Raw genomic sequence first — 22868 nt, 5'->3', positions numbered from 1 at the left:
ATTTATGAATTTAAAACCATCTGAAAACACTAAAATTTATGGTATGGAAAATTTTTTTCATGAATTATGTGGACTATATAAGCACAAAAAATTGCCTAATAAAATTTTACTGTCTGGAAAAAAAGGATTAGGAAAATCAACATTAGCCTATCATTTAATCAACTATATTTTATCCGAAAATGAGGATTATAAATATAATTTAGAAAATTTTTGCATCCATAAGGACAATAAATCTTATAAACTTTTGCAAAATAACTCCCATCCAAATTTCTATTTAATAGATTTATTAACAGAAAAAAAAAGCATTGATGTAGGTCAAATACGTGAAATGATTAGTTACACAAATAAATCAACATTTAATAATATGGCTAGATTTATTTTAATAGATAATGTTGAAAATCTAAATAAGAATTCTGTCAACGCATTACTTAAAATTATTGAAGAACCAAATGAAAATGTTTTTTTTATCTTAATAAATAATAGTGAAAAAAATACACTACCCACACTAAAATCAAGATGTTTAACATTCAAGATTAATTTTACATTTAATGAGTCCTTAAGTATTTCAAATTTAATACTGGATAAAAATGTACTTGATTTTATTAATTATGACTTACTAAGTTTTTATAATTCACCCGGTGAAATTATTAGTTTGTTTAATTTTGCAGAAGAAAAATCTATTAATTTAAAGGATCACACTATTTCAAGTTTTATAAGTTCGATAATAGAAAATAATTACTATAAGAAAAATAAACCTGTCAAAATTTTATTAATAAATTTAATCGAGCTATTCTTTTTGAAAAAATATCTGATAACAAATTCAAAGGTTACATTAATTAATTTTTATCAAAAATTTATAAAAAAAATTTATAATACGGAAAAATTTAATCTAGACGAAGAAAGTTTATTTTTAGAATTTAAATCAAAATGGTTATAAATGGATAAAAATTACTATATAACTACACCAATTTATTATCCTTCAGCAAGACCCCATATGGGTCATGCATACTCAAGTATTGTTGCTGATTTTTTTGCAAGATTTAAACGTATAGATGGGTTCAATGTTCATTTTTTAACAGGTACGGATGAGCATGGTTTAAAAATACAACGAGCAGCAGAGAGAAAAAAAATTGATCCTCAAACTTTTTGTGATGAAATTAGTCAAACGTTTAGAGATCTTTCAAAAACATTAAATTTATCTAATACTGATTTCATTAGAACTACTGAAGAAAGACACAAAAAAACAGTTCAACATCTGTGGAATGAACTTGAAAAAAATGACGATATTTATTTATCAAAATATTCTGGTTGGTATTCTGTTTCTGACGAAGCTTATTACAGTGATGAAGAAATTATTGAGAAAGAAAACGTTAAAATAGCCATTTCATCTGGTTCTTCGGTTGAATGGATAGAGGAAGAGTCTTATTTTTTTAGATTATCTAAGTGGCAAGATGAACTACTAAAATATTATGAAAAAAATCCAGACTTTATTTCACCAAAATCCAGAAAAAATGAAGTAATTAGTTTTGTAAAAGGTGGGTTAAAAGACTTATCCATAAGCCGTAAAGCATTCTCTTGGGGCATCAAAGTTCCTAATAGTCAAGATCATGTAATTTATGTTTGGCTTGATGCTCTAACCAATTACATAAGTGCTTTAAACTACCCAGATACAAATGATGAGCTGTTTAAAAAATTTTGGCCTGCATCTGTTCATTTAATAGGTAAGGATATATTAAGATTTCATTCTGTTTATTGGCCGGCATTTTTAATGGCTGCAAAAATACCTTTACCTAAGAAAGTATATGGTCATGGCTGGATTTTATCTGGTGATGAAAAGATGTCAAAATCAAAAGGAAATATTCTTGATCCCTTAGATATTATCGAAATTTATGGACTTGATCCATTAAGATATTATTTGATTAAAGAAGTTTCATTTGGAAATGATGGTAATATTTCACAAGATAGATTAGAGGATTGTATCAATAGTGATTTGGCTAATAATTATGGTAATTTATGTCAAAGAGTGACTGCATTTGCTGAGAAGAATTGCTCTTCATTAGTACCAGATAATATAAAATTTAATGATGAAGATTTAGTGATGCTAAATAAATTTACTGATAATTTAGATCTAATACGAACTGAAATTGATAATCAAAATATTAATTATTATATTAATTTCATTGTTAGTGCTTTATTTGAAGCAAATAAGTATTTTAACGATCAAGAACCTTGGAAAAAAAAAGATGATAAACATAGATTGAATACCATTGTCTATACATCTTTAGAAATGATTAGAAAAATTTCATTTATGCTTTATCCAATAATTCCAAGCTCAATAGAAAAAGCCTTAAAGATTTTTGATTTAAATATTGATGCAATTAATTTTGAATCTATCGCAAACCATGACTATCTAATATCTGGAAAACCAATCAACAAAATAGATATTATGTTTAAAAAAATTCAAAAAAAACATGATTGATTCTCATTGTCATTTAGATCATGAACCTTTACTTGAAAATTTAAATGAAGTTATAAAAAGATCTAAAGAAGTCGGAATCTCAAAATTATTAACCATATGCACTACACCTGAAAGTTTTGATAGGATAAAAAAAATTATTATAACGGACCCGATGATTTATGGAACTTTTGGTATTCACCCTCATGAGACTGAGAAAAGTCATTTAATTGATAAAAATTATATAACAAATCAAGTAAATAAAAATGAACGAATTATTGGTATTGGTGAAACAGGCTTAGATTTTTTTTATAATCATAGTAATAAAGAAAGGCAAATTGATAGCTTTAAAGCTCATATAGAGGCTTCTATAGAGCTTAATATGCCTATTATCATACATTCTAGAAATGCAGAGGATGAAACGTATGAAATTTTAAAATCATATAAATCAGAAAAACTTAAAATTTTGATGCACTGTTTTACTGGTTCGTTAAATTTTGCAAATAAATTGATAGAATTAAATGCCTTTTTTTCAGCAAGCGGAATAATTACTTTTAAAAATAGTTTAGAACTTCAGGAAACTTTTAAAAATATTCCCTTAGATAAACTGCTTGTTGAAACAGATAGTCCATTTTTAGCGCCCATACCAATGAGAGGAAAAAAAAATGAACCAAGTTTTATTAAATATACTTTAGAAAAATTATCTATTTTAAAAGAAAAAACTGATCAAGAAATGTCAGATTTAACTACTCAAAATTTTAATAAACTTTTTAATTTATAATGTCTCTTAAATTTGTTATTTTAGGTAGTGGTAGCTCAATGGGTGTACCTAGAGCAGATGGATATTCTGGAGATTGTGATTTAAATAATAAAAAGAATTTTAGAACAAGGTGTTCTGCTCTAATTAAATTTAATGATCAAAATATTTTAATAGATACATCGCCAGATTTGAGATCACAACTTCTAAAAAATGAAATTAAATCTATTAGTAAAGTTTTTTATACCCATCTTCATGCTGACCAGACACATGGTATTAATGACCTTCGACCATTTTTTTTGATAAACAAGAAACAAATTCCGGTATATGCGGACATTAATACTAAGAAATATCTGCTTTCAACTTTTAAATATTGTTTTAAATCATCTTTTGGTTATCCATCAACTTTAAATATTAATAGCCTTAAAAAAAAACATGAATTTATAATTAAAGATAAAAAAATTAAAATTGAATCAATACCTGTTCAACATGGTAAGATTAAAAGTATTTGCTATTTAATTAACAATAAATTAGCCTATGCAAGTGATATTAGTCTATTCTTTAAAAAAGATTACAAAAAATTAAAAAATTTAGAATATCTAATTATTGATTGTCTGTGGTACCGTAATCATTCAGCTCATTTCAATTTAAATCAGGTTTTAGAAATAGTTAAAATCCTTACTCCTAAAAAAACTATATTAACAAATATGCATAGCGATTTAGATTATGTAAAACTTAAGAAAAAATTACCCAAAAATATTATTCCTGGTTTTGATGGTTTGACTGTTAGTTTAAAGAATTAAATCTATTTGTTTTGTTATCTTATCTGACATTGGTGTAATAAGAGAATTGAACGTGTCCTGTATTTTTCCTTCTTTATTAATTAAAATCTTATGAAAGTTCCACTTAGGGACAGTTGAATTACCATAATTTTTTTTTGCCCATTTATATAAGTCATGGGCATTATTACCTTTAACATCAGTTTTGTCTGTTATTGGAAAAGTAATACTAAAATTAGTTTCACAAAAATCTTTAATTTCTGAATTATTGCCAGGTTCTTGACCACCAAATTGATTTGATGGAACGCCAATTACATAGAAACCCCTGTCTTTATACTTTTCATAAAGTTCTTGCAGGCCTGTATATTGCTTAGTAAATCCACACTTACTAGCTACATTTACTAAAAGTATAGTTTTTCCTTTGTATTGATTTAAATCAATAGTTTCATTATTTATATTTTTTATTGAATGATCAAAAAATAGCTTTTCGTATTTAGCATCAACTTTTTCAAAAAATGTAAACATAGATAGAATTAATAGAATTAATAAATTATTTTTATAAACCATGACTTATTTTTTAGAAGCATACAATAATATAAAATATCCAAATACAGTAGACAGTAAGGATCCAGCAAGAACACCGATTTTTACTCCATCAATATATTGAATATTTTCGGCAAAGGCTAAGTTTCCAACAAATAAACTCATAGTAAAACCAACCCCTGTTAAAATCGAAACTCCATATAAGCTTAACCAGCTAGATTTATCTGGCATTTGAGCCACACCAAATTTAACAGCAATGAAAGAAACAACCATAACCCCAACTTGTTTACCCACGAATAATCCTAAAAGAATACCTAATGGAACAGGTTCTAATAATGATGTTAATGATAGTCCCTCCAAAGACACGCCAGCATTAGCAAATGCAAATATAGGCATTATCATAAAAGCAACGTAAGGACTGATTGCATGTTCTAATTTAATTAATAAAGAGAAATCTTTTTCTTTAATTCTGTGAGGTATGGTCGAAGCTAAAAGAACACCTGCTATTGTTGCGTGAATTCCAGACTTATATGTGAAGAACCACATGAAGGCACCAATTATTAAATAGGGAATAAACTTTTTAACACCAAATTTATTTAAGGTAAGTAATAAAATATATGAAATTAAGATTAAACTTAAATAGCTTATGCTTAAGTCACCAGAATAGAAAAAAGCTATAATTAATATTGCACCAAGATCATCGATGATAGCAAGAGCCGTTAAAAAAACTTTTAAAGAAATTGGAACTCTTGAACCAAGTAATGATAAAATTCCCAATGAAAACGCTATGTCTGTAGCAGATGGAATTGCCCAACCATTCAATGTTTCAGAATTACCAAGGTTTATAAAAACATAGACTAGAGCAGGGACGACCATTCCTCCAACAGCACCTATAATTGGCAGCAATGCTTTTTTTAAATTAGAAAGCTCACCTTGAATAAACTCTCGTTTTATTTCTAGTGTTACAAAGAAAAAGAAAATTGCCATTAATAAGTCATTAATCCAGTGATGTACGGAAAGTTTTAAACCAAAATTATTAATACCTATAAATAGGTATTGGTTTAATGTATCAAAATATAAATTACTTAAACTAGAATTACTTATTACCAGAGCAATAATTGCTGCAATTAATAATACAAGACCACTTGCTGCTTCTAATTGAAAAAACCATTTAAAAGGCTTTGAAAGATTTTTAATCATAATTTTATATTAAATCTCTAATAAATAATGAGATATCTTTAATACTTTCATATAGATTATAAAGTATAAATTCCACATTTGGGACAATTTTCCCAATAGGATATTTAAACGTGTCCACAATAATTATAAAAGCTACGAATGAAATAATTGATAAAATAAAAATATTAAATATTTTAAAATTTTTTTGTTTTTTTGGCTGTGTATTTACTTGTGTGCTTTCACCTTTGTTTATCTCAATTTTTTCTTTAGTTTTTTCTTCTAAGTTAACTTCTACTTCGTCATTAGACGCATCTGATACACTTTCTACATCATTGATCGATGAATTATTTTGTTCAAAAATATTAACATTATCATTATTAATATCTTCATCAGTTGGACTTACTGTGTTTTCAGGAACTACTTTTTTAAAAAACCATTTATGATCACAGCTAGCACACTGCAATAAACGACCCATGTCGGGAATTAAACTTGAGTCTACATCGAATTTTTTATTACAATTATTGCAAGTGATGATCATAATTGATGTATATCTGATTCTTATAAAAAAGCCTTATTTTTGATGTTCTTTATTCTTTGAAATTATCAATATCTAATGTATTAGTACCTCAATCGGGGCGTAGCGCAGCCTGGTAGCGCATCTGGTTTGGGACCAGAGGGTCGCAGGTTCAAATCCTGCCGCCCCGACCATTTTATGAAAAAAGCGAAGATTTATATACCCACAAAAAATTCAATGCAATCTGGTTTAGGTAAATCAGACAAATGGTTAATTGAATTTGAAACTGAAGATACAGGAATTAATCCTTTAATGGGCTGGGAAACTAACTCTAATACGCTTTCAGAATTAAATTTAGAATTTTCTTCTAAAGAATTAGCAATAGAATATGCAAAAAAAAATAAAATTGACTTTGAAATCATTGAACCTCAAAAAAGAAAAACTGTTAAAAAATCTTACGCAGATAATTTTTTAAAATAATAATGTTTAAATTTTTCACTCAAAAAGAATGGCGATTATGGTCATGGGTTGGTTCATTTATTATTCTTTCATCACTTTGGATTCAGGTACAAATTGATGTTAAAATAAATGAATGGTTTGGTCAGTTCTATGACATGATACAAAAAGCCTTAGCAGCACCTAACTCAATCACAATTGGAGAGTACTGGGCAAGTTTGTTATCATTTATTACATTAGCAGGTCTTTATGTGGCTTTGGCTACGGTTGTTGCTTTCTTTACTTCGCATTATTTATTCAGATGGAGAACTGCAATGATTGACTGGTATCACAGTGTCTATGATAAGGCCCGAACTATTGAAGGTGCTTCACAAAGGGTTCAAGAAGACACAATAAAGTTTTCAAGAATTATGGAAGGACTTGGTACTAGCTTTATAGAAGCAATAATGATGCTTGTTGAGTTCACACCTATATTATTTGGTTTAAGTGTTGGAATACCTATTTTATTCTTTGGGGATTGGAATTATGGTTTAGTGACAGGTGCATTTATATGGACTGTAGGTGGAACTCTTTTCTTAATTGTATTAGGTTCAATTTTAAGATTAGTTGGTGTTGAGTATGATCTTCAAAAGAATGAAGCTTCTTACAGAAAATTACTTGTTATAGCTGAAGACGATATAACAGTAAGACCAAAGAATTTAGATGAATTATTTAATGATGTAAGAAAGATTCATTTTAAGTCTTACTTAAGATATTTTTATTTTAATCTAGGTCGTATAACTTATCTTCAAGCTAATGTTCTATCTGCTTATGTTTTTTTAGCTCCAGCAATAGTAGCAGGCGTTGTGACATTAGGGGTAATGCAGCAAATTATAAGAGCTTTTGGAAGAGTAGAGGGGTCTATGCAATATATCTTTAAATCATGGCCTACTATCATAGAACTTGCTAGTGTTTATAAAAGGTTAAAAGAATTTGAATCTAAGATCAATACTACTGAATCAATTACTCAAAAAGATTAATGGCTATTGATAAAAAATATGTTGATCAAATTTTAAAAGTTTCTGAAAAAGCAGCACTTGCCTCTTCATATTTAGTTGGAAAAAAAGATAAGATTGCAGCAGATCAAGCGGCTGTTGATGCAATGCGATCAGAATTAAATAAAATTGATATGAATGGTGAAGTTGTTATTGGTGAAGGTTCACTTGATGAGGCACCAATGCTTTATACAGGTGAAAAACTTGGAAATAAAAATGGACCCTATTTTGATATTGCAGTTGATCCTTTAGAAGGAACAAATTTTGCAGCAAATAATTTACCTGGAGCAACATCTGTTATTGCAATTGCAGAAAAAGGAAATCTTTTTAATGCACCAGAAACTTATATGGATAAAATTGCAACCGGACCAATTGAAAAAGGATTGGTTGATTTAGATTTTCCATTAAAGAAGAACCTTACAAATCTTGCAGACTTTCTAAACAAAGATATTTCATCACTGACAGCATGTGTAATGGACAGACCAAGACACAAAAAAATAATTAATGAATTACAGCAATTAAGTATTAATATTAAATTAATTACAGATGGAGACGTACTTGGTGCATTGTATGTGACAAACTCAAAATATAATGTTGATATATTTTTGGGTATTGGTGGTGGTCCTGAAGGAGTGTTGGCAGCATCAGCTCTTGACGCTTTTGATTGTCATTTCCAAGGCAGATTTATTTTTGATAACGACAAGGATATTAAAGATGCAAACAATATGGGTATAACTGATTTGAATAAAAAATACGAATTAAATGAAATTATAAGAGGAGACTCTATATTTTGTTCAACAGGAATTACTACAAGTGAGATGTTAGCTGGTGTAAAAATCGATATAAACAATTATACAACCGAAACATTGGTTACACATAAAAGTTTAAAATTTAAAGAAACGATAAAAAGAACAAATCTTATCGAAGAATGATTTCTGTTTCAGGTAGGAAGTGGGAACAAAAAAAAATCAATCAAAACTTAGTTGACAAAATAAAACAAGATTTTAATTTTAGTGATATTTTATCTAGGCTAATTATTTCAAGAAAATTTGAAGATAATGAAATTGCAACAATCACTTCAGATTTAGATTTAAATAACGTTTTTTTAAAAAATAAAGATTTCAGTCAATCTATTAATCTTGTTGTAAATTCTATCAATAATAATGACAAAATTTGCATTTTAGGCGATTATGATGTTGATGGGTCCGCTGCTACATCATTATTTGTTAAGTTTTTAGAAGATATAAATCATCCTTTTTTTTACTATATACCTGATAGGGAAAAAGATGGTTATGGTGCTACCAAAAAATTATTCCAAAAACTGATCTTAGAAAAGCCGAAATTAATTATAATGGTGGATTGTGGTTCTACCTCTAACGAAGCGATAGATTTTTTGAACGAAAATGAAATAAAGTCTTTAATTATTGATCATCACGAAATTAATAAACCCTTTCCTAATGCAAACTCAATTATAAATCCTAAAAAAGATAATGGCTATAGAGAGTACGAATCTTTGTGTGCAACAACACTTACATATTTTTTTTTAGATTTACTGATTAAGGAAATCAAAAGTGAAATAAATATTTCTGATTATTTGATATATGTTTTATTAGCTACTGTCTGTGATGTTATGCCTTTAAGAAAACTTAATAGATTAATTGCGTTAAATACGATCAAAAATTTTGATATAACAAAAAATTTACCTCTTAATACTTTATTTGAATTAAATAATAAAAAAAATAAAATTAATATTAATGATCTAGGTTATTTAATTGGTCCCATATTGAATGCTGGTGGTAGATTAGGTAAGTCTCAATATGCTACAGAATTATTATCTTCTAATAATGATCAAGTTATCAAAGATAGGTGTAATCACTTAATTAAATTGAATAATAAAAGAAAAAAAATTGAAACTTTAATATTAAATGAAATTGATTTTCAAAAAATTGAAAAAGAAAATAAAGAAGTAATTATCTATTATAATCCAAATATTAACGAAGGTCTAATTGGAATTATTGCCGCAAGATTAAAAGATTATTTTAATAAGCCAGCTATTGTTATAACCACATCTAATGAATTATTAAAGGGATCTGCAAGATCTGTTTATAATTATAATATTGGTTGTGTAATTAAAAATTCACTAGATCAAGGTATAATTTTAAAAGGTGGTGGCCATAATATGGCTGCTGGATTTACACTAAATAAATCTAGCCTAAAAGATTTTGAAAACTACATATTAAAAGATTTTTTAAAATCTAATACAATAAATCATAATAATTTCTCATACGAATCAGAAATTTCATCACTCGCATTTAACAAAGATTTTTATGAGCATATAAGGAAATTAGAACCTTTTGGGACAGGCAACCCAGTGCCAACATTTCTTATAAAGGACTTAAAAATAATTAAACCTGTATTATTAAATAACAAGCACATATCTACAATACTAAAATCAAAAACAGGGTATTCGATTAAATCAATATCATTTAATTCTATTAACACTAAGATTGGTGAATACTTAATGAGTTATAAAAATAGCATTAATGTAATAGGTCAAATCAATGAAAATATCTGGAATAATAAAAAAACTCTTCAATTAACTATTAGAGACCTTATCTTATAGCTTAATTGCGCTTGATAAATAATAACTTTTAAAATAAAAGATCACAACGTGGTCCCTTCGTCTATCGGTTAGGACAGCTGGTTTTCATCCTGCAAAGGGGGGTTCGATTCCCCCAGGGACCGCCATAATCTTCATGTATTATTTTACATATATGCTTAAATCAATCACTCCAGGGACTAAAAAGAGTTATGTTGGATATACTATAGATATTGATAAAAGATTAAATAAACACAATTCCAATAAAGGCGCAAAATCTACCAAAGGTTACAAGTGGAAATTAATTTATAAAAAAAAATTTAAAAGTAAAAATGAAGCAATGTCATTTGAATATAAATTAAAACACAATAAAGTATTAAGAAAAGAGATTTTAGAAAAATATAATAAATGAAAATTTCTATATTATTGCCTTATAAAGAAAATTATTCACCTCAATATGCAGGTGCTGTATCACTATTTGTAAACGATATTACAAAGATAAGTTCTTTTAACAAAGATATTCTTATTTTTGGTAACACCCAATCTAAAAAAAAATTATCAAAAAATTATATTAACTTAGAATTAAATAAAAAAATATTTCAAAGTACTAGTAAAATTTATGTTGAAACTTTTCTTAAAGCTCAAGAGAAATTAAATACTGAACTTATAGAAGTTCACAATAGGCCAAATTATATAAAAATAATTAAACAGAAATATATAAATAAATTATTTTTAATTTTTCATAATGATCCTCTAACAATGAATGGTTCCAAAACTGTAAAGGAGCGAATTTTTCTACTAAATAATGTTGATAAGATTATTTTTAATAGCAAATGGTCACAAAATCGTTTCTTTTTAAATATTAAAAATAAACATGATTTATTGCTCAAAACATCTGTGTGTTACCAATCTTCCTCTAAAACAAAAATTAATTTTAATAATAAAAAAAAAATAATTTCTTTTGTAGGAAAGCTTAACAAAGCTAAAGGCTATGATCTATTTGGAGATGCTATAGTTAAGATATTAGATAAATATCCTGATTGGTCTGCTAAAGTTTTTGGAGATGAGCCAAGAGAAAAGTTATTATTTAAACACAAAAATTTAAAAATATTAGGTTTTAAAAAAAATGAATATATATTGAAAACCCTAAAAGAAATAAGTATATCTGTAGTTTGCTCTAGATGGAATGAACCCTTTGGCAGAACCAGTTTAGAAGCCTCAAGCAGGGGAAGTGCTGTTATAATTAGTAATAAGGGCGGTCTTCCAGAAACGGCTAAATCTGGGATAATATTAAAAAATCTCGATAGTCAAACTTTATTTAATGAAATTGAAAAACTTATACTTAATAAGAAAAGATTATTATCTATTCAAAAAGATAATTATAAAAATTTTATTTTAACACACGCCTATGTATCAAAGATCTTTGACAAATTGCGATATTCACATGTAGAAAAAAAAAAATTAATCTTTTTAACATAAGTAAAAAAGCTATTTTAAAAATTATCCATATCACAAATTTCAACCAGCGCTTTGATGGACGACTTCATTATAATACTGGTAAAAGATTACAAAATGGTTTTATTAGATTGGGACATAATGTTTTAGCTATAAGTGATAGAGACATAATAAGTAGGAACAAATCTATAAATGATTTTGATGGAAAAAAAACCTTACAAAAAACAATAATTAATACCTATGGAAATTTTAAAGCAGATTGTATAATTTTAGGTCACGCTGACTCCGTTGATAGTGAAACATTATATAAATTAAAAAATTTAAATAAAGATTTGAGAGTTACACAATGGTTTTTAGATCCTTTAGGTAAATATGGACCAGATTATATTAAGAATAATGAAAGAATTAACAAACATGGAAACCTTTTAGATTCAACATTTGTAACTACCGATCCTAATTCTATAACAAAAAAAATTAATAATTCTTTTTATATACCAAATCCTAGTGACCAATCTTTTGAGATTTTAAAAAATTATGAAAGTGATTGTGAAAATGATTTATTTTTTGCAATGAGTCATGGTGTTCATCGTGGATCTTTAAAAAAAGGTAAATATGATAATAGAGAATTATTTATCAATAAACTTATGAAAAAAAATAAAAAAATTAAATTTGACGTATATGGCATGAACAATGTTCAGCCCGTTTGGGGAGATAACTTCTTAAAAAAAATATCTAATTCATCAATGGGTTTAAATCTAAGCCGAGGAAAGCCTATTAAATATTATAGTAGTGATAGAATTGCTCAATTATTTGGTAATGGATTATTAACATTTATTGATGAGGAGATATCTTTTAATGATTTTATACCAGAAAATTGTTTTATCAATTACAGCAACATTAATGATTTAAGTTATAAATTAAATAAATATCAAAAAGATAAAGATGAAAGAAAAAAAATTTCACAGTCTGGACAAAAATTTTATTTAAAGTTTTTAAACTCAACCTTAGTTGCTGATTTTATACTTTCTAAAACATTTGACTATAAAAGCAAAAATACTTTTGTTTGGGAAAAATAGATGTTTTCAATTATAATACCAACATTTAATAACCTAGACTATTTAAAAAAATGTATTGAAAGTATAAAAAAAAATTCAACATATGATACACATGAAATAATTCCTCATGTAAATGATGGATCTGATGGTACTCTCAATTTTTTAAAAGAAAATTCTTTCACTTATACTCATACAGTTCACAATTCTGGAATATGTACTGGAATGAATATGGCAGCTCAAAAATCTAAAACAAATTATCTACTTTATGCTCATGATGATTTTTACTTTTGTCCTAATTGGGATTATGTTTTGAAAAATGAACTTGATAAAATTGGTCATAACAAATTTTATTTATCAGGCACTATGGTAAATAATGGTCAAATTGATTTAGATTGTGGTAGTGATTTAAAATCATTTGACGAAGGTAAGCTACTAAATGAAATTGATAATGCTAATTATTATGATTTTCAAGGTTCTACATGGGCTCCTCATTTAATTCATAAAGAAATGTGGGAAAAAGTCGGTGGTTTTAGTGAGGAATTTTTTCCCGGTACTGGTTCTGACCCAGATTTAAATATGAAATTATGGCAACATGGGGTTAGAATTTTTAAAGGAATAAATGATTTTAAAGTTTATCATTTTGGATCCATTGTAACCAGAAAATATAAAAACCACCCAACCATTAAAACTGAGTCAGGTAGTAGAGGTGCAAAAATTTTCTTATTAAAATGGAGAATTACAATTAAATTTTTTAAAAAATTTGTATTAAATTCTGATACAAAATATTCAGGTGAATTATCAAATCCAAAAAAAAATATTAACTATTTATTTCAACTACTATTGTGTAAGTTAAATTATTTATATACAAGATACATTTATAATATGAACAATAAACATAATCTTTTCTAAATATGAAATTACTAAATACAAAAATTAACGGTCCAAAGATTATAAAAACTGTAATATTTAAAGATATTAGAGGTTTTTTAAAAGAAACTTACAGAAAAAATATTCTAAATGAGAAAAATTTTCCCTTTGATGTTATGTCATTTTCAAAAAAAAATGTGCTGAGAGGGCTACACATTCAAACAAAAAAAACACAGGCAAAAATAATAACTGTTACACATGGTAAAATATTGGATGTTGCAGTAGATTTGCGTAAAAACTCTAAATCATTTGGTAAATATGTCTCTCTTATCATTTCTGATAAAGATGATTTTTCATTTTATATCCCAGAGGGTTTTGCTCATGGTTTCTTATGTTTATCAAAAGTGTGTACTGTTAACTATAAATGTTCTCAATATAGAAACCCAGAGTCAGAAAAAACACTAAAATGGAATGATCAAGATATTAATATTAAATGGAAAATTAAAAAACCTATATTATCTTATAAAGATAAAAATTTAGGACTAAGCTTAAAAGATTTTTATTAATGTCGATAATAACTTTTAAGAATAAATATTGGAACTCATTTTATCAAAGTGCAGTTAATAAAATTAATATAAATCACCCATCTCAATTTGCTGTATTCACAGTAGGTGAGGCTAGAGGTATAAATACTATATTAGAATTTGGCTGTGGCAATGGAAGAGATGCGTTTTTTTTTTCGAATTATTTTAAAAAAATATATGCATTTGACTCAAGCGAGGAAATAATTAATAAAAATATAAAACAATATTCAAAAATTAATAATTTAAAATTTCTAAAATATGATCTAAATAATAATTTTGTTAAAAAGAATGTTTTATTAACAGAAAAAAAAGCAATATATGCTAGATTTTTTATACATGCATTAACTGATGATGAAATAAGATTATTTATCTCTCTATGTGCCAAATTACTGAAAAAAAATGAATGTTTATATCTAGAGTACAGAACTGAAAAAGATAAAAAAGGTAAAAAAGTTACTAAAAATCATTACAGAAATTATATTAAAAAAAGATTCTTAAATAATTTATTAAATGATTTTAATTTAGAAAGTATATATTATGTTATGGGTTTAGGTTATGCGAAATTTAAGGATGATGATGCATATGTAGCCCGACATATAATAGTAAAAAAATAATGCTAACAAAAAAGATAAAATCGCACAAACAGTTATCTACTAAAGTTTCATTAGAAAATAATGAATCTAATTTAGTTTTTTTTTCTAAATTACTCATTAATGTTGAATACTTTATTTTTTTTGGAACTTTGCTTGGCATCACAAGAGAAAATAGGCTTATTGATGGAGATGATGATATTGATTTTTATATTAATCATAAAAATCGCGATCAATTAATAAAAGACCTTAAAATTAACAATATTAAAGTTGATCTTTCATTATCTGTAAATCAAAATAAAAACTTTCTTCAAGTAAAAAGAGTTATGCAAAACGAAATCTTAATAACTGATTTTTATTTTTATGAAAGCGATGTTGAAAAAAATTTCATAATCGAAAAATGGAATTTTGAAGGTGGTACAAATGACGAAAGTAAACATCTAAGAATTCCCAAAACATTTATTTACCCATTAAAAAAAATTTCTTTTAAAGAAACTGTATTGTGTGTACCTAATGAAAAAGAATTAATCTGTGAATTTTTATATGGAAGGAATTGGGATAAAAAATTAATAAAAGATCTTGAGTATGAAATTAAAGTAATCAACGGTAAGCCATATCTTTATATGGTCAAAAAATTTTTATTTTTTAAAAGATTAATTTTAACACTCTAAATTTAAGTAAAATTATATTATGAAGAAATCAAAATTTAAAATATTTAGTAGTAAAACTGGTTCTTTATTGCCAATATCATTAAAAAAAGACATACCATTTTATTCCAAGAGGATTTTCATTATAAATGGTAAAAAAGACACTAAAAGAGCAGATCATGCTCATCATAAGTGCTCTCAGTATCTAATACCAATATATGGTTCAATTGATGTAAATTATGAAAATAAAAAGGGTAAATTTAAAAAAAAATTATCTTATAAAAATTGTGAAGGTCTTCTACTGAAACCTAAAAACTGGGTTAAAATTAAATTTAATACTTTGAATTCTAAACTTCTAGTCTTTTGTGATAGAGAGTATGAATATAGTGATTATATAGAGAAATACGATAATTTTTTAAAAATAATAGGAAAAAATAAATGAATTTATTAATTACTGGTGGATGTGGACATATAGGGTCTTATATTATTGATAATATTAAAATGATTAAAAAAATAAAAAAAACAATAATTATTGATAATTTAAAAACAACACAAATAAATTCCTTATTTAACAGCAAAAAAAAAAATAATTTAAAGTTTTATATTAGAGACTTAACTAAACAGGATAGCTTAAAAGATATTAAAAAAATTGACTATGTAATTCATTTAGCCTCAATGACAAATGCAGCAGGTAGTTTTAGCAAAAAAAAAGAGATGTATAAAAATAATCTGACTTGTATGAAAAATATTATTAATTTTTGTATTAAAAAAAAAGCTAAATTGATTCATATTTCCTCTACAAGTGTTTATGGAAAACAAACTAATTTAGTAGATGAAACTTGTGAAAAAAAATACTTGAAACCACAATCACCTTATGCGGATATTAAGTTAATCGAAGAAAAAATGCTAAAACAAGCTAAAGATAAACTTAGATATGTTACTTTTCGTTTTGGCACTATCTCTGGAACATCTAAGGGTATGCGCTTTCATACTGCAGTAAATAAGTTTTGCTTAAATGCAGCTCTCAATGAACCTATTAAAGTTTACAAAACTGCTCTTAATCAATTTAGACCTTATTTAGCTTTAACTGACGCTTTTTTGTTATTTAAATTTACAATTGAAAATAATTTTTTCAAAAATGATATTTATAACGCTTTATCTGAGAATTATACAGTTAATCAAATATTGAATAAAATAAAGAGATATAAAAGAAATATTAGTGTTAAATTTGTTTCATCGCCAATAATGAATCAACTTTCATATCATGTTGATAAAAATAAAATTAATAAAGAAGGGTTTTTCTTTAGAAATAAAATTGAAACTGATATAAAAAATACTCTTAATTTATTAAAGAATCTTTAGATGATTTGTAAAATTACAAAAAAAAAATTAAACCATTTATGTCATTTGGTGAAATGCCAATTGCAAACGGTTTCTTAAATAAAAAAGATTTTAAAAAAGAATTTATATTTAAAATGGAGGTTGGTTTTTCCAATGAAATTTCTTTATTCCAATTAAATGATCACCCCAAACCAAAGCTAATGTTTAATAATAATTATCCATTTTTTACATCTAGCTCAAAATATATGGTTAATCATTTTAAGGATTTTTCTAAGTGGATTAAAAATAATTACTTTAATGATGTTAAAAATATAATTGAAATTGGCTCTAATGATGGTTCTTTTTTAAAAAATTTTAAATCAAATAAATTAAATATTCTTGGGGTAGAGCCTTCAAAAAATGTAGCTGATATATCAAAAAAAAATGGAATCAATGTTATAAACAAATTTTTTACTTCAAAAACTGCAAATAATCTTAAGAAATTTAAAAAACAGACTGATATTATTTGTGCTGCTAATGCTATTTGTCATATTCCAAACTTAAATGATCTTATAAAAGGGATTGATATTCTTTTAAGCCAAAAAGGCGTTTTTATATTTGAAGAACCTTACTTGGGGTCAATGTATGAGAAGACTTCTTATGATCAAATTTACGATGAACATATTTTCATGTTTTCTGTAACATCTATAAAAAAAATTTTTGATCTTTTTGATTTTGATTTGATTGATGTAAAATCACAAAAAACTCATGGTGGATCTATGAGATATGTTGTGGCAAGAAAAAATGAATTTAAAATCAAGAAGTCTGTTTATAAAAAATTAAAATATGAATCTGATAATTTTATAGATTCTATAAAAGGATGTATGATTTTTAAAAAAAATTGTGAAATATCAAAAAAAAAAATAAAACAAAAAATAACAACTATCTTAAAAAGTGGAAAAAATATTGCAGGATATGCAGCGACCTCCAAAAGCACAACACTTTTAAATTATTGCGGTATAAACCACAAGCACATCGATTTTATATGTGACACGACTATTAATAAAATTGGAAAATATTCGCCAAGATCTCATATACCGATAGTAACTGTTGATCATTTTAGAAAAAATATACCTGATTACACTTTTTTATTTGCCTGGAATCATAAACAAGAAATTTTCTTAAAAGAAAAAAGTATTTTTAAAAAAACAAAATGGTTTGCTCACGTAAATATTTAAATGATAGACTTTTGGTCCTATAAAAAGGAATATAAAATTCTAAGAAAAGAAATACTTAGCTCCATAGATAAAACCTTTTCAAATGGTGTAATTTTTTTTGGCAAAAATCTAATAAAATTTGAAAATAATTTCACTAAAAAATATAAATCTAAATATGGACTAGCTGTTAAATCGGGTACAGACGCTTTATTAATTTCGTTAATGGCTATAGGGATTAAAAGAGGAGACCAGGTTATTACCGCATCAAATACTGCTATACCTACAATTTCCGCAATAATAAACTCAGGCGCTATACCAGTATTAGTTGATATAAATAATGATTATCTGATGGACCATACTAAAATTCTCAAAGCTATAAATTCAAAGACTAAAGCAATTATTCCAGTACATCTTTACGGAAAATCATGCAATATGACAGAAATATTGAGAATTATTAAGAATAAGAATATTCACATAATAGAAGACTGTGCTCAAGCTCAGGGTTCAATGTTTAAAAATAAATTTGTTGGTACATTTGGTAGCTTTGGTTGTTTTTCTTTTTATCCCACAAAAATTTTAGGAGGATATGGAGATGGTGGATTCATATTAACCAATTCTTACAAACTTTTTAATTTAGCAAAAAAAATTAGATTCTATGGAATTGAAACTGTTAATAAAGATGACAAACTGTACGGCAAGTATTATGCAAATATTAATGGATTAAATTCAAGACTGGATGAAATTAACGCAAAAATTCTTGATATCAAACTTAAAAAAATTAACAAATTTATAAGCAGGAGAAGAGAGATTGCTAAAATTTATAATGATAACCTCAAAAATACATCGTTAACACTACCTAAAAATATATTAAAATCTAATCATGTGTACCATCTATACACAGTTAGTCACAAAGATAGAGACTTTATTATTGATAAATTATATAAAAAAAAAATCGGCACCAAAGTTATTTACCCTTACCCAATACACAAAATGAAAGCATATAAAAAAATATTTAATAGAAAAAAATTTATCAATTCTGAAATTTTTTCTAAAAAAATTTTTTCTTTGCCAATTTATCCTGAACTAACTAACAAACAAATTTTTAAAATTATTTATGAGTTAAAATTAATTTTAAAGAGTTTATGATTTAAAGAATATCTTTAATATGAAAAAAAAACCTTTAGTCTGTTATTTATTTACAGTTTTTGATAAAAAAAATTCTTTAAAGAATTTTATAAGAAACTACAAAAAATATAAATCAGGATATTCTCATGACTTATTGATTTGTTATAAAATGATAGGTGAGAAGCATATTACTAAACTTGAAAAAGAACTTCTTGGAATAAAGCATATAAAGTTTGTAGATACTTTTCAAAAAAATGATTGGGATTTTGGGAGTTATAGTAGGGTAGCAAAAAACTATTTAAACAGTTCAATTTTTTTTATGAATAGTCATTCTTATCCAATTAAAAATAATTGGTTAAAAAAATTCATGGTACATTTTAAAAGAAAAACTATAATTTCATCTTCAGGGTCTTATGAAAGTATAACAAATCAAGTTAAATTTAAAAAACCATACAATATTATTTCTTATATCAAAAAAAAAATTAAAGCTAAGAAGGCCTTTACAGAATTTCCAAACCCACATTTAAATACTGCTAATTTTTTAATAAAAGGTGCTGACTTCTATAATTATATTAAGAGTAAAATATTTAATAATAAATATGACACATGGAAAATTGAAAGTGGATTTGATAGTTTAACTGAACATTTTAAAAAAAAGAATTATAATTTATTTGTTGTAAATTCAGATGGTAAAAAATTCCCTGAAAATAAATGGATGTATAGTGAGACCTATCATTATAAAGACCAATCTAAAAGTCTTATGTCTGATAAACATTTAAGAAAATATTTAAAATATAATAAATCAAAAAAATTAATTTCTCAAAAAGCTGTTTGGGGAATTTAATTTTTTATATCTTTGAGCCTTAAGTAAGAATTATTTCCAATTATAGAATTGTACAATCCACTTAATCTAAACTTATATTTGACAAGTTTTTTTTTATCATAAAAAATTGAGTACAAGGATAATCTAAATAGTATTCTTATAATTATTGGTAAAAAAATTATAAATGAAAATATAAAACCATATTTTTTTTTACTTGTGTAAAATTTGGACCATATAAAATGCCATACTAATAGATTGAGCCAGTTTCTTTTTTCATTCTCATTGTTAATTTTAACTGTAGTGTCTATAGTTTTTGTTTTGATTGAATTTATTTGATAGCAGTTAAGGCCTAATTTTTTGCCTCTATAAGCATAATCAGTTTCTTCAAAATAAAGAAATATTTTATCATCCAAACCATTTATTTCGTCAAATCTCTTTTTGTTTATAAACATGTAAGAACCATGTATTGAATCAATTTTTCCATATTTTAATTTTTTATCTATCTGAATATGTCCTTTTTTTTTAGTATTTAAAAATCTAGGACCTAATGCACAAAAATCATCATTAATTTTTTTTGCATACTTAAAGAAAACTTTAATATCTTTATAATCAACTTTTAAATCTGGACTTAAATGAAGGAAATAATTCGTTTTAGTTTTTTTTGCAGCATAATTTAGAGAACTACTTACACCTAAATTTTTTCTCAAATATACCTGTACATTTTTATATTTTTTTTCTAATTTTTTTTTTAATTGAAAATTTTTAGAATTCTCTACAACAATAATCTTTATTTTTTTGGGTATATTATCAATAAATTTATAAATGATTTCATCACTTTTAAATGTTATTATTATTATCGTTAAATCTTTATAATATTTCATTAAATCTATTAATTTTTTTAATTTATAGCAAATTTTAAGTATTATTAAAGAAATCATGATGTTATTAATATTTTATTAAGCCCTATTATTTATTATGAATTATGATTTTTTAAACAAGTTGCTTGTTAAAAATTTTACAAGATTTTTTCCAAAAACTATTAATCGTAAACTTTTTAGAAAATACCATATTTTTTTTGTACCAACAAAATTATCTAATTTACCAAAAAACTTTTATCCTGTGAAAACTAATTTAAGATCTCAGATAGATTTTATTTTTCAATTTAATAAAAAAAAAAATTAATAAACGAAACAACTAAAAAAAATATAGATAAATTTCTATTTGATTTATATAAAAAATATCCGTTTTCTTTTTTAGATGTTGGTGGTGATAATATTGATTTATACCTTTTTCTTTCAAATAAACTAAATATTAAAAAATATTTCATATTGAATTTTCCTGAAATTATTTCTATTTTTAATAAAATAAAATCACAATTTAGTTATAAAAAATTTTATCCTATGAAAAAAATAAACTCACTCAAAAATGTTGATTTTGTTTATTTTGGTTCGTGTATACAATATTTTAAAAACTATAAATCTTTTTTAAAAATTATTTTCAAGAAAAAACCAAAATATATTCTTTTTTCTGGTACAAGTTTTTTTTATAATTCTATTAATAAAGACACATTAGTTGTTAAACAAACAAATATTCTTCCTAGCACGGTTTATTTATTTTTTTTTAATTATAAAAATTTTATTAATTTTTTTGATCACAGTGGTTACAAGCTCGTTAGCTCAACTAAAAATAATACTACTAAAGTAAATTATGAAAATTTTAAACCATTGCTCCAAAAGGTTGAATATTTAGATCTATTATTTAAGAAAAAGTAATTTTAAATTCTTTAAATTTTAATTTTATTTAGTGCATTATTTTTAAATAAATTTGCTTCTTTAATATACCTTCTTACCATCTCTGTTGATTTGTGGCCTGTCATTGCCATAATACTTCTTTCTTCCGCACCTGATTCTGCAGCCGAAGTAGCAAAGCCTGATCTTAAACTATGACCTGAGTAGTTCCTGGAATCAATTCCGGTAAGCTGCAGATACTCCTTAATAAGCAAGGCAACTGTCTGATCAGTTAACCTCTTATCTGATAACTTTGAGCCTTTAACAAATTTTCTAAAGAGTGGTCCTGAACTTATTTTTGATATTTCTATCCACTTTTTTAATGATACTACCGGGCAAAATTTAGAATTATCAAAGTAGGGTAGTGCTTTCGTAAAACCTTCACCAAATTGGTCTGTTTTAGAGCTTCTAAGGTTGATTTTTAAGCCCTCTGGAACAAAATCTAAATCGTCAAAGTCTAGCGAGACTATCTCGTTTCTCCTAAATCCACCTGAAAAACCGATTAGAATTATAGTCCTATCTCTTAATTTCTTAATTTCTTTTTTATTTTGCTCATCTATAACTTTAATTAATTCTTTTAAATTATTGATTAATAATGGTTTTTTACCTTTTTGAATACTACCTTTCCTTCTTTTTATACCCATTATATTTTCAATAATTGATGGATGTTTGGTGTCCAAATAATATCCTTTTATCTTATGGATGACGCCTATTGATACTAATCTACGCTTTAAAGTGCTGATTTTATTCTGTTTTGTTGACAGGTAAGTTAAATATAAGGAAACAATTTTAGGCTCTGTTGGCAAAGATTTAAATCCATTTTTAACACAAAATAATCCAAAGTCATTAAAATCAGATTTATAGGCTCTAACAGTATTATTAGCTTTAGAGCTTTGGAGATTTAATAAAGTTTCTTCTTTTAATGCTTTTATATCTGTTATTATATCATTCATACTTATTACTATTGATAACCATTAATTATCGTTAGTAATATATTAAGTGATTTCTTATGTCAACAGCTATAATTTAACACAATGAAAAAATAATATCTTATTATCTTATCCATATTTTTTGGTTCGATC

The 22868-nt window shown here is 25.5% G+C and carries 26 protein-coding genes and 2 tRNA genes; 23 read left to right on the top strand and 5 right to left on the bottom strand.

Features of this window, described 5'->3' with window-relative positions; all coding sequences use genetic code 11:
• Positions 1–4 precede the first annotated feature (4 nt).
• Genes AC5SLT_RS03140 through AC5SLT_RS03125 form a run of 4 tightly spaced genes read left to right on the top strand, consistent with a single transcriptional unit; the run spans position 5 to position 4015 of the window.
• Entirely contained in the window at positions 5–937 is a 933-nt protein-coding gene (locus AC5SLT_RS03140) for a DNA polymerase III delta subunit-related protein (protein WP_494592506.1), read from the top strand.
• On the top strand, positions 938–2479 hold the full coding sequence (metG, locus tag AC5SLT_RS03135; RefSeq protein ID WP_494592504.1) for a methionine--tRNA ligase: 1542 nt from the start codon (positions 938–940) through the stop codon (positions 2477–2479).
• Positions 2472–3236 (top strand): TatD family hydrolase, encoded by a 765-nt coding sequence (locus AC5SLT_RS03130; protein ID WP_271564272.1) that lies wholly within the window; start codon positions 2472–2474, stop codon positions 3234–3236. The genes metG and AC5SLT_RS03130 overlap by 8 nt, the downstream gene beginning before the upstream one ends.
• Positions 3236–4015 (top strand): MBL fold metallo-hydrolase, encoded by a 780-nt coding sequence (locus AC5SLT_RS03125; RefSeq protein ID WP_020169420.1) that lies wholly within the window; start codon positions 3236–3238, stop codon positions 4013–4015. Before AC5SLT_RS03130 ends, AC5SLT_RS03125 begins: the two co-directional genes overlap by 1 nt.
• On the opposite strand, the gene AC5SLT_RS03120 is transcribed toward AC5SLT_RS03125, so the two are convergent.
• The 3 genes from AC5SLT_RS03120 to AC5SLT_RS03110 are packed head-to-tail and all read right to left on the bottom strand — an operon-like array spanning position 4004 to position 6251.
• Positions 4004–4516: a glutathione peroxidase gene (locus AC5SLT_RS03120; RefSeq protein ID WP_494592502.1), complete on the bottom strand. Its 513-nt coding sequence runs from the start codon at positions 4514–4516 to the stop codon at positions 4004–4006. The two genes, AC5SLT_RS03125 and AC5SLT_RS03120, sit on opposite strands and share 12 nt — an antisense overlap.
• Before the next feature lie 45 nt (positions 4517–4561).
• The gene (gene nhaA, locus AC5SLT_RS03115; RefSeq protein WP_020169422.1) at positions 4562–5734 is read right to left on the bottom strand and encodes a Na+/H+ antiporter NhaA; all 1173 of its coding nucleotides are present in this window, start codon (positions 5732–5734) and stop codon (positions 4562–4564) included.
• Between the two features lie 4 nt (positions 5735–5738).
• Positions 5739–6251 carry a zinc-ribbon domain-containing protein gene (locus tag AC5SLT_RS03110; RefSeq protein ID WP_494592500.1) on the bottom strand — a complete coding sequence of 171 codons (513 nt, stop codon included), beginning with the start codon at positions 6249–6251 and terminating at the stop codon, positions 5739–5741.
• 93 nt (positions 6252–6344) lie between these two features.
• Here AC5SLT_RS03110 and AC5SLT_RS03105 point away from each other — a divergent pair.
• The 18 genes from AC5SLT_RS03105 to AC5SLT_RS03020 all read left to right on the top strand — a co-directional run bounded on the left by AC5SLT_RS03105 (position 6345) and on the right by AC5SLT_RS03020 (position 20020).
• Positions 6345–6421, top strand: a tRNA-Pro gene (locus tag AC5SLT_RS03105).
• A 4-nt stretch (positions 6422–6425) separates the two neighbouring features.
• A complete protein-coding gene (locus AC5SLT_RS03100) occupies positions 6426–6707 on the top strand; it encodes an ETC complex I subunit (RefSeq protein ID WP_006996913.1) in 282 nt (93 codons plus the stop codon).
• Positions 6708–6709: 2 nt separating this feature from the next.
• Positions 6710–7702, top strand: coding sequence for a putative transporter (locus AC5SLT_RS03095; RefSeq protein WP_494592498.1), 993 nt, complete (start codon positions 6710–6712; stop codon positions 7700–7702).
• Positions 7702–8649, top strand: coding sequence for a class II fructose-bisphosphatase (gene glpX, locus AC5SLT_RS03090; RefSeq protein WP_494592497.1), 948 nt, complete (start codon positions 7702–7704; stop codon positions 8647–8649). Before AC5SLT_RS03095 ends, glpX begins: the two co-directional genes overlap by 1 nt.
• The gene (recJ, locus tag AC5SLT_RS03085) at positions 8646–10340 is read left to right on the top strand and encodes a single-stranded-DNA-specific exonuclease RecJ (RefSeq protein WP_494592495.1); all 1695 of its coding nucleotides are present in this window, start codon (positions 8646–8648) and stop codon (positions 10338–10340) included. The genes glpX and recJ overlap by 4 nt, the downstream gene beginning before the upstream one ends.
• A gap of 50 nt (positions 10341–10390) precedes the next feature.
• Positions 10391–10465: transfer RNA gene (locus tag AC5SLT_RS03080), tRNA-Glu, on the top strand.
• Between the two features lie 26 nt (positions 10466–10491).
• Positions 10492–10728, top strand: coding sequence for a GIY-YIG nuclease family protein (locus tag AC5SLT_RS03075; protein ID WP_494578734.1), 237 nt, complete (start codon positions 10492–10494; stop codon positions 10726–10728).
• A complete protein-coding gene (locus AC5SLT_RS03070; RefSeq protein ID WP_494592493.1) occupies positions 10725–11795 on the top strand; it encodes a glycosyltransferase family 4 protein in 1071 nt (356 codons plus the stop codon). Before AC5SLT_RS03075 ends, AC5SLT_RS03070 begins: the two co-directional genes overlap by 4 nt.
• Before the next feature lie 107 nt (positions 11796–11902).
• On the top strand, positions 11903–12847 hold the full coding sequence (locus AC5SLT_RS03065; RefSeq protein ID WP_494592491.1) for a glycosyltransferase: 945 nt from the start codon (positions 11903–11905) through the stop codon (positions 12845–12847).
• Positions 12848–13735, top strand: coding sequence for a glycosyltransferase family 2 protein (locus tag AC5SLT_RS03060; RefSeq protein WP_494592489.1), 888 nt, complete (start codon positions 12848–12850; stop codon positions 13733–13735).
• 2 nt (positions 13736–13737) lie between these two features.
• Complete coding sequence (rfbC, locus tag AC5SLT_RS03055) at positions 13738–14259, top strand: dTDP-4-dehydrorhamnose 3,5-epimerase (RefSeq protein WP_494592487.1); 522 nt, start codon at positions 13738–13740, stop codon at positions 14257–14259.
• Complete coding sequence (locus tag AC5SLT_RS03050) at positions 14259–14891, top strand: class I SAM-dependent methyltransferase (protein WP_494592485.1); 633 nt, start codon at positions 14259–14261, stop codon at positions 14889–14891. Before rfbC ends, AC5SLT_RS03050 begins: the two co-directional genes overlap by 1 nt.
• Positions 14891–15538, top strand: a complete 648-nt coding sequence (locus AC5SLT_RS03045; RefSeq protein ID WP_494592484.1) for a LicD family protein — start codon at positions 14891–14893, stop codon at positions 15536–15538. Before AC5SLT_RS03050 ends, AC5SLT_RS03045 begins: the two co-directional genes overlap by 1 nt.
• Before the next feature lie 19 nt (positions 15539–15557).
• On the top strand, positions 15558–15956 hold the full coding sequence (locus AC5SLT_RS03040) for a sugar 3,4-ketoisomerase (protein ID WP_494592483.1): 399 nt from the start codon (positions 15558–15560) through the stop codon (positions 15954–15956).
• The gene (locus AC5SLT_RS03035; protein ID WP_494592481.1) at positions 15953–16876 is read left to right on the top strand and encodes an SDR family oxidoreductase; all 924 of its coding nucleotides are present in this window, start codon (positions 15953–15955) and stop codon (positions 16874–16876) included. The genes AC5SLT_RS03040 and AC5SLT_RS03035 overlap by 4 nt, the downstream gene beginning before the upstream one ends.
• A gap of 38 nt (positions 16877–16914) precedes the next feature.
• Positions 16915–18072, top strand: coding sequence for a class I SAM-dependent methyltransferase (locus tag AC5SLT_RS03030; RefSeq protein ID WP_494592479.1), 1158 nt, complete (start codon positions 16915–16917; stop codon positions 18070–18072).
• Complete coding sequence (locus tag AC5SLT_RS03025; protein WP_494592478.1) at positions 18073–19197, top strand: DegT/DnrJ/EryC1/StrS family aminotransferase; 1125 nt, start codon at positions 18073–18075, stop codon at positions 19195–19197.
• A 19-nt stretch (positions 19198–19216) separates the two neighbouring features.
• The gene (locus AC5SLT_RS03020) at positions 19217–20020 is read left to right on the top strand and encodes a hypothetical protein (RefSeq protein ID WP_494592477.1); all 804 of its coding nucleotides are present in this window, start codon (positions 19217–19219) and stop codon (positions 20018–20020) included.
• Here AC5SLT_RS03020 and AC5SLT_RS03015 read toward each other — a convergent pair.
• On the bottom strand, positions 20017–20880 hold the full coding sequence (locus AC5SLT_RS03015) for a glycosyltransferase (protein WP_494592475.1): 864 nt from the start codon (positions 20878–20880) through the stop codon (positions 20017–20019). The two genes, AC5SLT_RS03020 and AC5SLT_RS03015, sit on opposite strands and share 4 nt — an antisense overlap.
• Positions 20881–21399: 519 nt before the next feature.
• Between AC5SLT_RS03015 and AC5SLT_RS03010 the strand changes: the two genes are divergently transcribed.
• Positions 21400–21771, top strand: coding sequence for a class I SAM-dependent methyltransferase (locus tag AC5SLT_RS03010; RefSeq protein ID WP_494592473.1), 372 nt, complete (start codon positions 21400–21402; stop codon positions 21769–21771).
• A gap of 11 nt (positions 21772–21782) precedes the next feature.
• On the opposite strand, the gene AC5SLT_RS03005 is transcribed toward AC5SLT_RS03010, so the two are convergent.
• The gene (locus tag AC5SLT_RS03005; protein ID WP_494592471.1) at positions 21783–22739 is read right to left on the bottom strand and encodes a site-specific integrase; all 957 of its coding nucleotides are present in this window, start codon (positions 22737–22739) and stop codon (positions 21783–21785) included.
• Positions 22740–22868 lie beyond the last annotated feature (129 nt).

It is taken from the genome of Candidatus Pelagibacter sp. PS_11 (assembly GCF_059417975.1).
Note: the sequence above shows the minus strand (reverse complement) of the source record. Positions and strands in the feature narration are given on the sequence as shown.

What these genes read in the sequence shown, in the direction of transcription:
- AC5SLT_RS03140 (WP_494592506.1), top strand. Translation starts at nt 5, where the DNA reads ATGAATTTAAAACCATCTGAAAACACTAAAATTTATGGTATGGAAAAT.
- metG (WP_494592504.1), top strand. Translation starts at nt 938, where the DNA reads ATGGATAAAAATTACTATATAACTACACCAATTTATTATCCTTCAGCA.
- AC5SLT_RS03130 (WP_271564272.1), top strand. Translation starts at nt 2,472, where the DNA reads ATGATTGATTCTCATTGTCATTTAGATCATGAACCTTTACTTGAAAAT.
- AC5SLT_RS03125 (WP_020169420.1), top strand. Translation starts at nt 3,236, where the DNA reads ATGTCTCTTAAATTTGTTATTTTAGGTAGTGGTAGCTCAATGGGTGTA.
- AC5SLT_RS03120 (WP_494592502.1), bottom strand. Translation starts at nt 4,516, where the DNA reads ATGTTTACATTTTTTGAAAAAGTTGATGCTAAATACGAAAAGCTATTT.
- nhaA (WP_020169422.1), bottom strand. Translation starts at nt 5,734, where the DNA reads ATGATTAAAAATCTTTCAAAGCCTTTTAAATGGTTTTTTCAATTAGAA.
- AC5SLT_RS03110 (WP_494592500.1), bottom strand. Translation starts at nt 6,251, where the DNA reads ATGATCATCACTTGCAATAATTGTAATAAAAAATTCGATGTAGACTCA.
- AC5SLT_RS03100 (WP_006996913.1), top strand. Translation starts at nt 6,426, where the DNA reads ATGAAAAAAGCGAAGATTTATATACCCACAAAAAATTCAATGCAATCT.
- AC5SLT_RS03095 (WP_494592498.1), top strand. Translation starts at nt 6,710, where the DNA reads ATGTTTAAATTTTTCACTCAAAAAGAATGGCGATTATGGTCATGGGTT.
- glpX (WP_494592497.1), top strand. Translation starts at nt 7,702, where the DNA reads ATGGCTATTGATAAAAAATATGTTGATCAAATTTTAAAAGTTTCTGAA.
- recJ (WP_494592495.1), top strand. Translation starts at nt 8,646, where the DNA reads ATGATTTCTGTTTCAGGTAGGAAGTGGGAACAAAAAAAAATCAATCAA.
- AC5SLT_RS03075 (WP_494578734.1), top strand. Translation starts at nt 10,492, where the DNA reads ATGCTTAAATCAATCACTCCAGGGACTAAAAAGAGTTATGTTGGATAT.
- AC5SLT_RS03070 (WP_494592493.1), top strand. Translation starts at nt 10,725, where the DNA reads ATGAAAATTTCTATATTATTGCCTTATAAAGAAAATTATTCACCTCAA.
- AC5SLT_RS03060 (WP_494592489.1), top strand. Translation starts at nt 12,848, where the DNA reads ATGTTTTCAATTATAATACCAACATTTAATAACCTAGACTATTTAAAA.
- rfbC (WP_494592487.1), top strand. Translation starts at nt 13,738, where the DNA reads ATGAAATTACTAAATACAAAAATTAACGGTCCAAAGATTATAAAAACT.
- AC5SLT_RS03050 (WP_494592485.1), top strand. Translation starts at nt 14,259, where the DNA reads ATGTCGATAATAACTTTTAAGAATAAATATTGGAACTCATTTTATCAA.
- AC5SLT_RS03045 (WP_494592484.1), top strand. Translation starts at nt 14,891, where the DNA reads ATGCTAACAAAAAAGATAAAATCGCACAAACAGTTATCTACTAAAGTT.
- AC5SLT_RS03040 (WP_494592483.1), top strand. Translation starts at nt 15,558, where the DNA reads ATGAAGAAATCAAAATTTAAAATATTTAGTAGTAAAACTGGTTCTTTA.
- AC5SLT_RS03035 (WP_494592481.1), top strand. Translation starts at nt 15,953, where the DNA reads ATGAATTTATTAATTACTGGTGGATGTGGACATATAGGGTCTTATATT.
- AC5SLT_RS03030 (WP_494592479.1), top strand. Translation starts at nt 16,915, where the DNA reads ATGTCATTTGGTGAAATGCCAATTGCAAACGGTTTCTTAAATAAAAAA.
- AC5SLT_RS03025 (WP_494592478.1), top strand. Translation starts at nt 18,073, where the DNA reads ATGATAGACTTTTGGTCCTATAAAAAGGAATATAAAATTCTAAGAAAA.
- AC5SLT_RS03020 (WP_494592477.1), top strand. Translation starts at nt 19,217, where the DNA reads ATGAAAAAAAAACCTTTAGTCTGTTATTTATTTACAGTTTTTGATAAA.
- AC5SLT_RS03015 (WP_494592475.1), bottom strand. Translation starts at nt 20,880, where the DNA reads ATGAAATATTATAAAGATTTAACGATAATAATAATAACATTTAAAAGT.
- AC5SLT_RS03010 (WP_494592473.1), top strand. Translation starts at nt 21,400, where the DNA reads ATGAAAAAAATAAACTCACTCAAAAATGTTGATTTTGTTTATTTTGGT.
- AC5SLT_RS03005 (WP_494592471.1), bottom strand. Translation starts at nt 22,739, where the DNA reads ATGAATGATATAATAACAGATATAAAAGCATTAAAAGAAGAAACTTTA.